Origin of the sequence: Streptomyces sp. E11-3 (assembly GCF_046540415.1) — a bacterium.
Classification (GTDB): Bacteria; Actinomycetota; Actinomycetes; order Streptomycetales; family Streptomycetaceae; genus Streptomyces.
On sequence record NZ_JAZGRL010000001.1, the window covers coordinates 3,494,544 to 3,509,532 of the forward strand.

At 71.1% G+C, this 14,989-nt stretch carries 11 protein-coding genes and 2 pseudogenes; 3 read left to right on the forward strand and 10 right to left on the reverse strand.

What is annotated here, in order from left to right; translation table 11 throughout:
- Positions 1-211 precede the first annotated feature (211 nt).
- Positions 212-745, forward strand: coding sequence for a hypothetical protein (locus tag U9R90_RS16020; RefSeq protein ID WP_411057113.1), 534 nt, complete (start codon positions 212-214; stop codon positions 743-745).
- Positions 746-942: 197 nt separating this feature from the next.
- Here U9R90_RS16020 and U9R90_RS16025 read toward each other — a convergent pair whose 3' ends face one another.
- The 10 genes and pseudogenes from U9R90_RS16025 to U9R90_RS16070 all read right to left on the reverse strand — a co-directional run bounded on the left by U9R90_RS16025 (position 943) and on the right by U9R90_RS16070 (position 10,652).
- Positions 943-1,389 (reverse strand): heat shock protein transcriptional repressor HspR, encoded by a 447-nt coding sequence (locus tag U9R90_RS16025; protein ID WP_411057114.1) that lies wholly within the window; start codon positions 1,387-1,389, stop codon positions 943-945.
- Positions 1,390-1,393: 4 nt separating this feature from the next.
- Complete coding sequence (gene dnaJ, locus U9R90_RS16030) at positions 1,394-2,590, reverse strand: molecular chaperone DnaJ (protein ID WP_411057115.1); 1,197 nt, start codon at positions 2,588-2,590, stop codon at positions 1,394-1,396.
- A gap of 51 nt (positions 2,591-2,641) precedes the next feature.
- Positions 2,642-3,313 carry a nucleotide exchange factor GrpE gene (gene grpE, locus U9R90_RS16035; RefSeq protein ID WP_411057116.1) on the reverse strand — a complete coding sequence of 224 codons (672 nt, stop codon included), beginning with the start codon at positions 3,311-3,313 and terminating at the stop codon, positions 2,642-2,644.
- A pseudogene (locus U9R90_RS16040) lies at positions 3,310-4,392 on the reverse strand (Hsp70 family protein); the annotation flags it as partial. The pseudogene U9R90_RS16040 and the gene grpE, both read right to left, overlap by 4 nt.
- 107 nt (positions 4,393-4,499) lie before the next feature.
- A pseudogene (locus U9R90_RS16045) lies at positions 4,500-5,291 on the reverse strand (Hsp70 family protein); the annotation flags it as partial.
- Positions 5,292-5,412: 121 nt separating this feature from the next.
- A complete protein-coding gene (locus U9R90_RS16050; RefSeq protein ID WP_411057117.1) occupies positions 5,413-5,997 on the reverse strand; it encodes a low molecular weight phosphatase family protein in 585 nt (194 codons plus the stop codon).
- The gene (locus U9R90_RS16055) at positions 5,994-7,478 is read right to left on the reverse strand and encodes a polysaccharide biosynthesis tyrosine autokinase (RefSeq protein ID WP_411057118.1); all 1,485 of its coding nucleotides are present in this window, start codon (positions 7,476-7,478) and stop codon (positions 5,994-5,996) included. The genes U9R90_RS16050 and U9R90_RS16055 overlap by 4 nt, the downstream gene beginning before the upstream one ends.
- Before the next feature lie 31 nt (positions 7,479-7,509).
- Positions 7,510-8,346, reverse strand: a complete 837-nt coding sequence (locus tag U9R90_RS16060; protein WP_411057119.1) for an FkbM family methyltransferase — start codon at positions 8,344-8,346, stop codon at positions 7,510-7,512.
- Positions 8,343-9,206, reverse strand: coding sequence for a WecB/TagA/CpsF family glycosyltransferase (locus U9R90_RS16065; RefSeq protein ID WP_411057120.1), 864 nt, complete (start codon positions 9,204-9,206; stop codon positions 8,343-8,345). The genes U9R90_RS16060 and U9R90_RS16065 overlap by 4 nt, the downstream gene beginning before the upstream one ends.
- Positions 9,207-9,416: 210 nt before the next feature.
- The gene (locus tag U9R90_RS16070; RefSeq protein ID WP_411057121.1) at positions 9,417-10,652 is read right to left on the reverse strand and encodes an MraY family glycosyltransferase; all 1,236 of its coding nucleotides are present in this window, start codon (positions 10,650-10,652) and stop codon (positions 9,417-9,419) included.
- 267 nt (positions 10,653-10,919) lie between these two features.
- Here U9R90_RS16070 and U9R90_RS16075 point away from each other — a divergent pair, with 267 nt between their 5' ends.
- On the forward strand, positions 10,920-13,187 hold the full coding sequence (locus tag U9R90_RS16075; protein ID WP_411057122.1) for a (Fe-S)-binding protein: 2,268 nt from the start codon (positions 10,920-10,922) through the stop codon (positions 13,185-13,187).
- 313 nt (positions 13,188-13,500) lie between these two features.
- Positions 13,501-14,961, forward strand: coding sequence for a VCBS repeat-containing protein (locus U9R90_RS16080; RefSeq protein ID WP_411057123.1), 1,461 nt, complete (start codon positions 13,501-13,503; stop codon positions 14,959-14,961).
- Positions 14,962-14,989: the final 28 nt, after the last annotated feature.

Consider the following 14,989-nt stretch of genomic DNA (forward strand, 5'->3'; position numbering starts at 1 on the left):
CTTGCGCGAGCAACTTCACGCACCTCATGCCATGAAGTTGCCTTGCGAGCACACAGGTAGTAGCCCCAATGACGATGCATCAGCAACCGCGCGACCGCTACCGTCATCTTGTTGCATCACACCAAGCGGGGTACATGACAAGCGCGAATGAATCGGGCAAGTGTTACATCGCGAGCAAATCTGACTGTCTTGAAGGAATCCAATACCACCTATGAACGACACAGCATCGATACCGGCTCGCATCCCACCCCCCGTCCACGACGACCGGTTCGGTGAGGTCACCGTCCAACTGGCGGCGGAACAAGGCGAGCTGGTGGTCGAGGGCGAGCTGATACCCCGGGTCACGCTGCGCCGTGACCCAGCGGCCGACGTGGATGAGCAAGTGGCCATCGGGACGCGTGAGGCCGCGCGGCTCAGGCTGACCGTGGGTGGGGCTGAGGCGGTGCTGCGGCTCGGGAAGGGCGGGATCAGTCGGCGGTCCTATCGGGTCGACGTGGAGCACGACGGGGTCCGGTACCGGCTGGTGCCGGACTCTGTGCCCAGTAGTCGGCTGACCCGGGACGGGGCGTACGTCGGGGACTTCCTGTCCGACGGGGACGGGCGGGTGATCGCCGAGTGGCGCGAGGGCAGTGACGTACGGCCGACCGACGCGGCCGTCGGGTACGCGCTGGCCGCCGCGTTCGGGACGGGCGGGCAGCCCTGGTGGATGATGGCGGCCGATGCCGTGAGTTCCGCGCTGCCCTGAGCAGCGAAGAGCGGGGCCGAGGAGCGCACTCGCTCCTCGGCCCCGCTCCGAGCTGTCAGCTCACCGCGCTACTCGCGCCGCTTGGGCGGGCGCCAGACCACCAACGCGCTGGTCTGGTGCGCCTCCTGATACGGCACCAGGTCGCNGGCGCCCCCCCCCCCCCCCCCCCCCCCGCTCCGAGCTGTCAGCTCACCGCGCTACTCGCGCCGCTTGGGCGGGCGCCAGACCACCAACGCGCTGGTCTGGTGCGCCTCCTGATACGGCACCAGGTCGCGCCGGTACGACGCGTGGACCTGCGCCTCGCGCTGCTGCATCGCCGCCGCCGCGCCCTCGACCGCGGCCGAGAGCTCCGCCACCCGGGACTGCAGCGCGGCGACCTGGTTCTCCAGCTCGATGATGCGCTTGATGCCCGCCAGGTTGATGCCCTCGTCCTGCGACAACTGCTGGACGGTGCGCAGCAGTTCGATGTCGCGGGCGGAGTACCGGCGGCCCCGGCCCGCGGTGCGGTCCGGGGAGACCAGGCCCAGGCGGTCGTACTGCCGCAGGGTCTGCGGGTGCAGGCCGGACAGCTGGGCGGCCACCGAGATCACGTAGACGGGTGTTTCGTCGGTGAGCTGGTACGGGTTCCTACGGCGGCCGTCCATCGCGTCATGCTCCCTTCGCGGCCTGGAACAGTTCTGCCCGCGGGTCCTCGCCCGCGGTCGCCTTGCGGTAGGCCTCAAGCGCCGTACGGGCGTCGGTGTCCAGGTCCTTGGGCACCGTCACCTCGACGGTGACCAGCAGGTCGCCGCGGGTGCCGTCCTTGCGGACCGCGCCCTTGCCGCGGGCCCGCATCGTACGGCCGTTGGGGGTGCCAGGCGGCAGTTTCAGGGTGACCGGGGGGCCGCCGAGTGTCGGCACCTTCACCTCGCCGCCGAGCGCCGCCTCCGGGTAGGAGACCGGCACGGTGACGGTGAGGTTGTCGCCCTTGCGGCCGAAGACCGGGTGGGCGTCGACGTGGACGACCACATACAGGTCGCCGGCCGGGCCGCCCCGCTCGCCCGGCGCGCCCTTGCCGCGCAGCCGGATGCGCTGGTTGTCCGCGACGCCCGCGGGGATACGGACCTGCATCGTCCGCGAGGACTTCGCGCGGCCCGAGCCCTTGCAGACGTCGCAGGCGTCCTGGGCGATGAGCCCGCGGCCCTTGCAGTCCACACACGGGTCGGTGAGCGAGAAGCCGCCACCGCCGCCGCGCGAGACCTGCCCGGTGCCGACGCAGGTCGGGCACACCCGCGGTGTGCCGTTCTTGTCGCCGGTGCCGGAGCACGCCTTGCAGGGCTGCTGGGACGACATCCGCAGCGGGACGGTCGCGCCGTCCACGGCCTCGGTGAAGCTGAGCGTCACCTCGGACTCGATGTCCTGCCCGCGGCGCGGCTGGGTACGCGTACCCGTGCCCGCGCCGCCGCGGTTGAACAGGCCCCCGAAGACATCCCCGAGGCCGCCGCCGAAGCCACCGGCACCCGCTCCGCCGCCGGACGGCCCTCCGCCTGGGCCGCCGCCTCCGAAGAGGTCGCCCAGGTCGAAGTTGAAGTTGCCGCCCGCGCCGGGGCCGGGACGGTAGCCGCCGTTCCCGAACAGGGTGCGCGCCTCGTCGTACTCCTTGCGCTTCTTGGGGTCGCCGAGTACGTCGTTCGCCTCGGAGACCTCCTTGAAGCGCTCCTCCGCCTTGGCGTTGCCCTTGTTGGCGTCCGGGTGGAACTCGCGGGCGAGCTTGCGGTACGCCTTCTTGATCTCGGCTTCGGTGGCGTCCTTGGGGACGCCGAGGACCTTGTAGTAGTCCTTCTCGATGAAGTCCTTGGTGCTCATCCCCGACGTCCCTCCTCTCCTGCCATCAATGCTGCTACTGCTCTGCTCGCGTCAGCCCTCGTCCGGGCCACCGCTCTCCTTGTCCGGTGCCGTCGGCTCGGCCTCGTCCGCGGTGCCTTCGCCCTTGACGGTCTGCGCCCCGGGCTGCGGCTCGGCGACGGCCACCCGCGCGGGGCGGATGGTGCGCTCGCCGATGCGATACCCAGGCTGCAGGATCGCGACGCAGGTCGTCTCGGTGACATCCGGCGCGTACGAGTGCATCAGGGCCTCGTGGATCGTCGGGTCGAAGGGCTCGCCCTCCTTGCCGAACTGCTGCAGACCCATCTTGGCGACGACGGTCTCCAGCGATTCGGCCACCGACTTGAAGCCGCCGACCAGCTCGCCGTGCTCGCGGGCGCGGCCGATGTCGTCGAGCGTGGGCAGGAGTTCGGTCAGCAGATTGGCGCTGGCGATCTCCTTGACCGTGACCCGGTCGCGCTCCACCCGACGGCGGTAGTTCTGGTACTCGGCCTGGAGCCGCTGGAGGTCCGCGGTGCGCTCGCCGAGCGCGGTACGGACCTGGTCCAGCTGGGCGGTCAGACCGGCGGTCTGTGCGCTTGCGTCCCCTGCCGGGGCCGCCCCCTCCTCCGGAGAGGGGGAGGCGGCCTTCGACTCGGCGTCGTCTTCGGTGGCGCCGGAGGGGACGTCGGGCTGCTCTTCGAAGCCCGGGGTCTCCTCCGTCACGCGGCACCACCCTTGGCGTCGGTCGGCTTCTCGTCGTCGACGATCTCGGCGTCCACGACGTCGTCCTCGGCCTTGGGCTGCTCGGCACCCGCCGCGCCCGCGGCACCCTCGGCGCCACCGGCCGCCTGAGCGGCCTGCGCGTCGGCGTACATGGCCTGGCCGAGCTTCTGGGCGACGGCCTGGACCTTCTCGGTGGCCGTGCGGATCTCGGCGGAGTCCTCGCCCTTGAGCTTCTCCTTGAGGTCCGTGACGGCCTCCTCGACCTCGGTCTTCACCTCGGCGGGGACCTTCTCCTCGTTGTCCGCGAGGAACTTCTCGGTCTGGTAGACGAGCTGCTCGCCCTGGTTACGGGACTCGGCGGCCTCGCGGCGCTTGTGGTCCTCCTCGGCGTACTGCTCGGCCTCCTGGCGCATCCGGTCGACCTCGTCCTTCGGCAGCGAGGAGCCACCGGTGACGGTCATCTTCTGCTCCTTGCCCGTGCCCAGGTCCTTCGCGGTCACGTGCATGATGCCGTTGGCGTCGATGTCGAAGGCGACCTCGATCTGCGGGACGCCGCGCGGGGCCGGGGGCAGGCCGGTGAGCTCGAACATTCCGAGCTTCTTGTTGTACGCCGCGATCTCGCGCTCGCCCTGGTAGACCTGGATCTGCACGGACGGCTGGTTGTCCTCGGCCGTCGTGAAGATCTCCGACCGCTTGGTCGGGATGGTCGTGTTGCGCTCGATGAGCTTGGTCATGATGCCGCCCTTGGTCTCGATACCGAGGGACAGCGGGGTGACGTCCAGGAGCAGGACGTCCTTCACCTCACCCTTGAGCACACCGGCCTGCAGGGCGGCGCCGATGGCGACGACCTCGTCCGGGTTGACGCCCTTGTTGGCCTCCTTGCCACCGGTCAGCTCCTTGACGAGCTCGGCGACGGCCGGCATACGGGTCGAGCCACCGACGAGAACGACGTGGTCGATCTCGGAGAGCTGGATGCCCGCGTCCTTGATGACGTTGTGGAACGGGTTCTTGCAGCGCTCCAGCAGGTCGCTGGTGAGCTGCTGGAACTGAGCGCGGGTGAGCTTCTCGTCCAGGTGCAGCGGGCCCTCGGCGGAGGCCGTGATGTAGGGCAGGTTGATTCTCGTCCAGGTGCAGCGGGCCCTCGGCGGAGGCCGTGATGTAGGGCAGGTTGATTCTCGTCCAGGTGCAGCGGGCCCTCGGCGGAGGCCGTGATGTAGGGCAGGTTGATGTTCGTCTCGGTGGACGAGGACAGCTCGATCTTGGCCTTCTCCGCGGCCTCACGGAGGCGCTGGAGCGCCATCTTGTCCTTGGAGAGGTCCACGCCGTGGCCGTTGTTGAACTGCTTGACCAGGTAGTCGACGACGCGCTGGTCCCAGTCGTCACCACCGAGGTGGTTGTCACCGTTGGTGGCCTTCACCTCGACGACGCCGTCACCGATCTCAAGGAGGGAGACGTCGAAGGTGCCGCCACCGAGGTCGAAGACCAGGATGGTCTGGTCGTCCTTGTCCAGGCCGTACGCCAGGGCGGCCGCGGTGGGCTCGTTGACGATACGCAGGACGTTCAGACCGGCGATCTCGCCGGCCTCCTTGGTGGCCTGGCGCTCGGAGTCGTTGAAGTACGCCGGGACGGTGATGACCGCGTCGGTCACCTTCTCACCCAGGTAGGACTCGGCGTCGCGCTTCAGCTTCTGCAGGATGAAGGCGCTCATCTGCTGCGGGTTGAAGTTCTTGTCGTCGAGGTTGATCTTCCAGTCGGTGCCCATGTGGCGCTTGACCGACCGGACGGTCCTGTCGACGTTGGTGACCGCCTGGCGCTTGGCGACCTCGCCGACGAGCACCTCGCCGTTCTTGGCGAAGGCGACGACGGACGGCGTGGTCCTGGCGCCCTCGGCGTTGGTGATGACGGTGGGCTCACCGCCCTCCAGAACGCTGACGACCGAGTTCGTCGTGCCCAGGTCGATGCCGACCGCACGTGCCATTTCGATTCCTCCATTGAACTTGAGTGGATCTGGCTCAAGGATGCACGACCGATCGGGCAGCGTCAACAGAGCTGAGTCGCACCGACTCAACTTTTATTCGGTCCTTATGGGCAACCACGTGTCACGTACGGCTAGCAGTGAAGCCTTCCGACCGATTCATCCCCTGGTCGGCGAGCACCGGCAGCAGGGCGTCGACGGCCTCCGCGATCTCCTCGGCACAGGCCCGCAGTGCGTCGTATCCCGCGCCCCAGGGGTCGGCGACGTCATCGGTACGGGGCGGGGGCGGCGGTACCGAGCCACGGGCCGCGGCGGCGTGGGCCACCGCGTCGGCGAAGGAACTGCCCTCCCGGGCCCCTTCCGTCAGTCGTACGAACTCCCGCAGCGTGAAGCAGCGACGCAGCGCCCACGGGCACATCCGTACCGCGGCCTCGCGGTGCTCACGGCCCAGGCCGAGCACCAGGCCCGCGCCGTCGACGAGTTCGGGGGTCAGCGGGCGGGCGGTGAACCTCGCCCCGTCGCCGCCGAGTCCCTCCAACACGGACCTGGTGGCCGGGTCCATGCCGAAGCGACGCTGCGCGCCGGTGCCCGCGCTGGCCGCCCGCACCGGGGAGTCGGGGCCGAGTCTGGCCGTGAGCAGCCGCTCGGCGAGCGGGGAGCGGTGCTGGTTGCCGGTGCAGACGAACAGGACCGTCGCTCCGGCCGTCACTTGTCACCCGCCAGGTGCGACAGCGCCGGGGCGAGCGGCTCCCTGACACCGCGGTCGGGGCGCGGCGGCGCGGCCTCGTCCCCCTCGCCCCGTGGCGACCCTCCGCCGTAGGTGCCGTAACCCCCGCCGTCCTTGGCGGCCGGGGCCATCGTGAAGACGGCGCCGAGGGTACGTACGCCCACCGCACGCAGGGCGTCGGCGGCCTGCGCGGCCTGCTCGCGCGGGGTGCTGGCGGCCCGTACGACCAGCAGCGCGCCCTGGGCGTGCGGGGCCAGGCCGAGGGTGTCGGCGACGGGGAGCAGCGGGGCGGTGTCGACGATCACCGTCTCGTAGCGGTCTGCGAGTTCGCGCAGCAGCTCGCCCATCCGGTCCGATGCCAGCAGTTCGGTGGGGTTGGGCGGGAGCACGCCGGTGGTGAGCACGGCGACCGTGCCCGCGGCCTGTTGTGTCACCTCTTCGAGTGTCGCGTTGCCGACCAGAACGGTGGTCAGCCCCGCGTCCTGGACCAGGCCGAGCGTGCTGGCCACGGTCGGGCGCCGCAGATCCGCGTCGACCAGGCACACCGACACGCCCGAGTCGGCGAGCGCGAGCGCCAGGTTGGCGGCAGTGTCGGTCTTGCCCTCGCCGGCCAGCGGGCTGGTCACCACGATCACCCTGGGTCGCTCGTCGACCTGGGCGAACCGCAGGTTGGTACGTAGCCTGCGGAACGCCTCGGCGCGCGGCGAGGCGGCCGCGGCGCCGGTGATGAGGGGTTGTTCGGGGGCGGCGCTGTCGTACGGGACGGCGGCCAGGACCGGCAGCGAGGTGCACTCCGCGAGCGCCTCGGTGGTCTTCAGGGTCGTGTCCAGCGTCTCCCGCAGCACGGCGAGGCTCGCGCCTAGCAGCAGCCCGCCGAGCAGGCCGATGCCGAGGTTGCGCAGTGGCTCCGGGGTGACCGGCTCGACGGGGACGGCGGCCTGTTGGGTGATGCCGAGCGAGACCGGGGAGAGCTGTGGGGCCGAGCCCGCGGCCCCGGTCTCCGGGCCCGCCGACGTCCCGCCGCGCGGGGTCTCCAGGCGCTCGACGACCTTGCTGAACCGCAGGGCGACCGCGTCGGCGGTTCGGGCGGCGCGGTCGGCGTCGGTGTCCCTGACCGTGATGTTGATCAGGACGGTGTCGCGGGGTGCGTCGGCGGTGATCCGGGAGGCGAGTTCGTCCGGGGTGCCCGGCAGCTTCAGCTGCTTGGCCACCGGCTGGGTCACCTGGCGGCTGGCGACGATCGCCGCGTACGACCGGACCCTGGCCTGCGAGAAGCTCTGGCTCTGGTGGAGTTGGCCGGTGTCGGCGGCGGCCCGGGTGGCGACGAAGAGCTGGGTGCGGGCCTCGTACACGGAGTCGGTGGCGGCGGTCACCACCCAAGCCGTGAGCAGTCCGGCCAGCAGGGAGCCGACGACGACCGGCCACTGCCGGGTGGTGGCCTGCAGAAATCCGCGGACGTCCAACGCGCGCCTCCTTAAGGGAAGTGACTCGGGGTCAGGGGGTCGGTCGGCCCTCGGCGGACCAGGCGTAGGTCTGCTCGACGTCGCCGTGGGCCTGCTCGTGGCCGCCGTGGGCCTGCCTGACGTCGTCGTGAGCCTGGTCGACGTCGTCGTGGGCTTGGTCGACGTCGTCGTAGGCCTGCTCATGACCGTCGTACGCCTGATCGTGACCGTCGTCCTTGAACAGGACCAGGTCGCACCGGAGCAACTGCCCGGACTCCGGGTGCGAGAGTCCGGGGACGACGGACATCAGGGTGAGCCCGAGGGTCCGCTGGGTGTATTCGAGGGTGTCGTTGAAGAGGAGCCCGTGCTCGTGCGACGGAACGGGTCCCAGCGACGTCCCGGTCTGGAGTCCGACGCATTCGGTGACGTACTCGCCGGTGCCGTGCAGTACCGGGGCCTCCTGGCCCTGTGCGTCCAGCTTGAGGAAGACGCGTTCACCGGGCGCGACGACCTCCTCCCACAGGGCGTCCAGGCGGCGGTCCCCGGTCGGCTGCTCGCCGTGCGGGTCGCCGAGCGCGTGGGGCAGTACGGACCAGCGCTCGTCGTCGGCCGCCGTGCGGTGCAGGGCGGCGCGCGGGCGGCCGAGCGGCTCGAAGGAGACGATGCGGCCGTGGTAGCCGCCGCGCCGCAGCAGGGTGCCGTAGCCGCCGGTGCCCGCGCCGACGTCGAGCACCAGGTCGACGGCGAACCGGTGCAGCAGCTGGACGAGTTGCGGACCCGGCCAGGAGCGCGGCGCGTGCGGGTGACGTGGGTGGTCGACGCCGATGCGCCGGGCCAGCGCGCGGGCCCGGTCGAGAAGGGGAAGGGGAAGGGGTCTGGAAGGGCTCATACCCGTACCGCTCCTTTGCCTACGGCCCAGATGAACCGGGGGTTGCCCCACAGCGCCCGGCGCCATGCGGGCCCGCGCCGCCGCGCCCCCGACACGTGGTCGAAGGCGGCGCCCGCCGCGACGTACACGGCGGGGTGCGCGGCGGCCAGCAGAGCCGCTTCGCGGTCCTGCCGCGGGGCGTCGAGACCGAGCCAGACGAGCTGGGCGCCGCTGTCCCTGATCCGCGCGAGCTGGGCCTGCCGTTCCCCGGCGGTGGGTTCGCGGCGCGGCGCGGCCTCGGCGCCGACGATGCGGGTACGGGGATAACGGGCCCGGAGCGCGGCGGTGAGCCGCTCCACGGCCGCGGGGGTCGCCCCGACCAGGTAGTGGCGCAGGCCGACGGACTGGCCGACGCGGAAGACGTCCAGCAGGAGCTCGGGGCCGTACAGCCGCTCCCGTGGGAGTCGGCGGTCGTGGTGGACCAGGCGGTTCGCCCACCCCACGCCGTGCCCGTCGGGCAGGTTCAGGGCGGCGGAGCGCAGCAGCCCGCGCAGTCGGCGGTCCCGGTCGGCGAGCGCCAGCGTGTACGCATCACAGAGATGCACATCGGCCGCGCTCCCCCCGGCGGCGAGCCGTACCACCGCTGCGGCGGCCTCGGCCCGGCGTACGGCGGCGAGCGGCACCCCGGCACAGACCACGGTCGCGGCGGCGACGGCGACACCGGCGTCGGGCACTCCGTCGGCCGTGCCACGGGAGGCGAAGGCGGTACGGGCCGCGTACGCGGCGCGGACGGCGCGCGCGGCGTGCGCGGCGCCGGTCGACGGCGCGGTGCCCCGCGGCGGGCCTCCTCCCGGTGCGGGGTCGGGCGTCGTGGTGACCATCGTCAGCCTCCTGCCGGGTCGACGAAGGCGAGGCGGTCGGGACGCGTGGGACGCGCGGCGTCCGCGGTGCCCCATGGCCTCGCGGCGCGCGAAGGTCTTGCGAGGCCCGAGGGCCTCGCGGCGCCCGAGATCCTCGCGGCCCCGCCCTGCGGCAGGCCGCCGAGCCCCCGGTCAAACGTCGTCATCGTGGTCGTCGTGGTCATCGTCACGTCAGCCCCTCGCCAGATCGGCGGCCGACCGCGGCGCCTCCGTGCGGCCCCGCGCGCGGCGGCCGGGGAGCGGCAGGCGCACACCGCTCGGCTTGAGGTCGGTGCGGGCCGAGCGGGCCGAACGGGGCGCGGCGACCCGGCCGCGGGTGCCGGAGACCGGGGCGCGGGTGCCAGAGACCGGGACCGTGGGACGGGGTGCCCTGGCCGCGTTCGCCCCCGGTGTCCGCGTCCTGGCCGTACGGGGCGGTCCTGACCCGTACGCCGGGACCCTGAGCAGGCCGCCGACCGCAAGCAGCAGCACGGCCGCCAGCGGCAGTACCGCGACGGGGTCGAGCGTGCCCCGGTGCACCAGCAGGCCCGTCAACGTACCGGCGAAGGCGACGACGGCGAGGACGACGGCGGCGCCCTGGGCGGTGAGGCCGAGGCGGCGCAGCCGGTGCGCGGCGTGGTCGGCGGCGCCGCGCCCGGAGCGGCGGCGGGACAGCCGGGTGAGCAGGATCAGGACGGCGTCGGCGGTGGCCACGGCGGCCAGCGCGAACAGCGCGGCCACGCTGGGCAGCGCCGGATGCCCGACGTGCACGAGCACCGCGCCCGACGCGAGCAGGAAGCCCGTACAGCGCGCCCCGCAGTCGCCGAGCGAGATCCGGGCCGGGTGCCAGTTGTGGATGAGGAAGCCGGTGAGCGCGGCGGCGAGCACGCTCAGGACCAGGGCCAGGCCCTCCAGCCCCTCGGCCGCCGCGCACAGCGCGAGCCCGAGCGCGGTGACAACCCCGACCGCGCCCGCCGCCCCATCCGAATGGTCCAACCCACTGAAGGCGTTGGTGACGAGCACGATCCACACCACGGCGAGCGCACCGGCGCCCGGCGCGAGCCCGCTGCCGTACACCACGGCGACCGCGGCCCCCGCCTCGACGGCCAGCCGTGGCCGGGCGCGCAGCGGGCGCAGATCGTGCAGAAGACCCAGCAGGGCCACCACGACGGCGGCCGTGAGCAGCGTCTTCAGGCCGGGCGACAGCGGCGCGGGGCCGGTGGCGACACAGACCAGCAGGGTGCCGACGACGACCGCGACACCGCCGAGGCGCGGGAGCGGCCGCGGGGGCAGTCTGCGCCCGCCGTGGCGGTAGGTACGACCGGTGCGGTCGACGAGCCCGGCCCGCAGGGCGACCCTGCGGACCAGTCCGGTAAGTACGGCAGTGAGCAGCAGCGCACCGAGCGCGGCCGCGGTCCCATGAAGCACGGTGACAAGTTAGACCTAAATGTCCCAATATGTGGTGAATAACACGATCAGAATCATCAGCACGCGGTGCGGCGCACGGCAAGGCGCACGACACGTCACCCGGCGCGGCGCACGGCAAGGCGACCCTCAGCGACGCAGATCACCGCGACCCTGGCTACAGTGCGGCGTGATAAATGGGTACGCTCAGACGGACTGCATAAGTTACCGCTTAGTAATCGTCCCCAAAGCCCACCGAAGCCCCACCTCGCAGGCCCGAGGAGCCCCCAAATGCAACTCGCCGCGATCATCGTGTCGCTGGTACTGACCGCGGTCGGCGTCGCCCTGCTAGGCCGCGCCATCGCGCAGTTCGTGCACTACTTCAGGCTCGGCCAGCCCGTGCCGGCAGGAACACGGACCGACAATCCGTACCAGCGCAGCGTCACCCTGGTCCGGGAGTTCCTCGGGCACACGCGCATGAACCGTTGGGGCATCGTCGGTGTCGCCCACTGGTTCGTGGCGATCGGCTTCCTGACGCTGCCGCCGACGATCGTCACGGCGTACGGTCAGCTGTTCAAGGCCGACTGGACGCTGCCGGTCATCGGCACCTTCCTGCCGTACGAGATGTACATCGAGTTCATCGGCGCGATGACGACGCTCGGCATCGCCACGCTGATGGTGATCCGCCTGCTGAACCTGCCGTCGAGGCCCGGCCGCAAGTCCCGGTTCACGGGCTCGAAGATGGGCCAGGCGTACTTCGTCGAGTACGTCATCCTCATCATCGGCCTCGCCATCTACGTGCTGCGTGGCCTGGAGGGCACGCTGCACCACGTCGACAGCTACGAGCCCGCGTACTTCGCCTCGTACCCGCTGATCCTGCTGTTCAAGGGCCTGAGCCTCGGGACGCTGCAGAACGTGGTCTACTTCGCCGCCATGGTGAAGCTGAGCACCACCATGATCTGGATGATCACGGTGAGCCTGAACACCAACATGGGTGTGGCCTGGCACCGCTTCCTCGCCTTCCCGAACATCTGGTTCAAGCGCGAGGCGACCGGTGGGACCGCCCTGGGCGAGCTGCAGCCGATGACCTCGGGCGGGAAGCCGATCGACTTCACCGACCCCGGTGAGGACGACGTGTTCGGCGTCTCCCAGGTGGAGCAGTTCTCCTGGAAGGGCCTGCTCGACTTCTCGACGTGTACGGAGTGCGGCCGCTGCCAGTCGCAGTGCCCCGCCTGGAACACCGGCAAGCCGCTGTCCCCGAAGCTCCTGATCATGTCGCTGCGCGACCACGCGCACGCCAAGGCCCCGTACCTCCTGGCCGGTGGCGGCAAGACGATGGAGGGCGACGAGAAGGCCTCCGACGAGCAGCTCGCCTCGGTGCCCGCGGCTGCCCTCGCGGAGGCCGAGCGCCCGCTGATCGGCACGGTCGAAGAGAACGGCGTCATCGACCCGGACGTGCTCTGGTCCTGCACCACCTGCGGTGCGTGCGTGGAACAGTGCCCGGTCGACATCGAGCACATCGACCACATCGTCGACATGCGCCGCTACCAGGTGATGATCGAGTCCAGCTTCCCCAGCGAGGCGGGCACGATGCTCAAGAACCTGGAGAAGAAGGGCAACCCCTGGGGCCTGGCCAAGAAGCAGCGCCTGGAGTGGACCAAGGAGGTCGACTTCGAGGTGCCGGTCGTCGGCAAGACGATCGAGGACCTGACCGAGGTCGAGTACCTGTACTGGGTCGGCTGCGCGGGCGCGCTGGAAGACCGTGCGAAGAAGACCACCAAGGCCTTCGCGGAGCTGCTGCACATGGCGGGCGTCAAGTTCGCCATCATGGGCGGCGATGAGAAGTGCACCGGTGACTCGGCCCGCCGCCTGGGCAACGAGCCGCTGTTCCAGGAGCTCGGCATGGAGAACGTGGCGACCCTGAACGCCGCGTTCGGCGAGGACGACGAGGACGAGTCGACCAAGAAGCCGAAGTCGGCGAAGAAGATCGTCGCCACCTGCCCGCACTGCCTCAACACGCTCGGCAACGAGTACCCGCAGATCGGCGGCGACTACGAGGTCATCCACCACACCCAGCTGCTCCAGCACCTCATCGACGAGGGCAAGCTGATCCCGGTCACCCCCGTCGAGGGCCTCATCACGTACCACGACCCGTGCTACCTGGGCCGCCACAACAAGATCTACACGCCCCCGCGCGAGATCATGTCGGCCGTCCCGGGCCTGCGCCAGCAGGAGATGCACCGGCACAAGGAGCGCGGCTTCTGCTGTGGCGCCGGTGGTGCGCGGATGTGGATGGAGGAGCGCATCGGCAAGCGCATCAACACCGAGCGCGTGGACGAGGCGCTGTCCCTCAACCCGGACATCGTCTCCACCGCCTGCCCGTTCTGCCTCGTGATGCTGACGGACTCCGTCAACGGCAAGAAGAACGACGGCGCGGCCAAGGAGGCCCTCCAGGTCGTCGACGTCGCCCAGTTGCTGCTCGACTCGGTCAAGACGCCGGTCGACCCGGCGGGCGAGACGGAGGGCGCGGACGAGCCGGAGCCGGAGCCGGTGAAGTAACGCACGACGAGACGAACCCGGATGGGCTGGTTCCGCCAGCCCATCCGGGTTTTTCACGCCCGCTTCGCCCACCGCCGCGCCCACCACATCCGCCGCGCCCACCACATCCGCCGCGCCCACCACATCCGCCACGCCCGCCACGCCCGCCACATCCGGACAAGTCCGTTTCCATACCCGGCTGTTCGCGCAGGTCAGAGCACGCTTCGATAACGGCGCACAACTTACGCCCCACCCCACCGGTCTCCTGTTCGCCAACCGCTCCGTTGCACCGGGACGAACTCCCGGTAAACGACACCGGCCCAGGAGACCCCGTATGCACAAGCACCTTCGTACCGCCCTGGCGACCGCCACCGCGGCCGCCCTCACCGGTGGCCTCGCCATCGCCGCGACCGGCACCGCCACCGCCGCGGACGCCTCCCCGGCGATCGCCCAGGCCGACTTCAACGCGGACGGATACGGCGACGTCGCTGTGAGCGCGACCGGCGCCACCGTGAACGGCCGTGCGAAGGCCGGTGCCGTCACGATCATCTACGGCGGCCCCACCGGAAACCGCTACGCCACGATCCACCAGGACACCGCGGGCGTCCCCGGCACCGCGGAGCAGAGCGATTTCTTCGGCTCCGACCTCGCCTACGGCGACTTCGACAACGACGGCTACGACGACCTGGCCGTCGGCGCCGTGGGCGAAGACGTCGGCAGCGACGTCAACGGCGGCACCGTGGCGATCCTGTGGGGCTCGGCCTCGGGCCTCAAGGGCGGCACCACGGTCAAGGACCCGCGCCCCACCAAGCACGACTGGTTCGGCGGTGTGATGGAGGCCGCCGACTTCAACGGCGACGGTGTGGACGACCTCGCCATCGGTACGTTCACCTCCCGCGTCGTCGACGTCTACCGCGGCGGCTTCGGCCGCACCAAGGGCGTCACAGGCGGCCATTACACCCTCACCGCGCCGGTGCTGAGCGGCGAAGGCAGCGGCATCAGGTTCCTCCAGTCCGGCGACGCCAACGGTGACGGCATCAAGGACCTGGTCGTCAACGGCTACGAGAACGACACCGAGATCGGCTACAACGCCAACTTCTGGTTCCCCGGCTCCGCTTCCGGCGTCCAGTCCGCCACCTACCAGAAGCTGCCCGCCGGAATCATCACCGACATCGGCGACACCGACAGCGACGGCTACGACGACATCGTCATGGGCATCGAGTGGGACGAGGGCATCGCGGGCGCCAACAAGGGCGGTACGGCCCTGATCGCGCACGGCACCGCGTCCGGCCCCGCGTACGGCGAGCGGCAGGAGTTCACCCAGGACACCCCGGGCGTTCCCGGCGGCGGTGAGAACGGCGACGGCTTCGGCGCCGACCTGGACCTCGGCGACATCAACGGCGACGGCCACCTCGACCTGGTCGTCGGCTCCCCCGGTGAGAACCTCGCGGGCGTCGTCGACACCGGCGCCGCCACCGTCCTGTACGGCGCGGCCGACGGCTCCGGCATCACCGGCCAGGGCTCCAAGTTCCTCAGCCAGGACACTCCCGGCGTGCCCAACTCGAACGAGCAGAACGACTACTTCGGCACCGACGTCCGCATCACCGACCTCAACGGCGACGGCCGCGGCGATGTGGTCATCGGCGCCCCCGGTGAGAACGGCGGCAACGGCGCGGTCTACGCCCTGCGTTCGGGCGCGGACGGCTCCCTGACCAGCCCGTCCGGCATCTACGTCTCCACCGTCGGCATCGACCCGGCGGGCTCGCCGCGCTTCGGCTACACCTTCGCCGACTGACCCGCCCCCGTCCCTCACCCCCACCCAC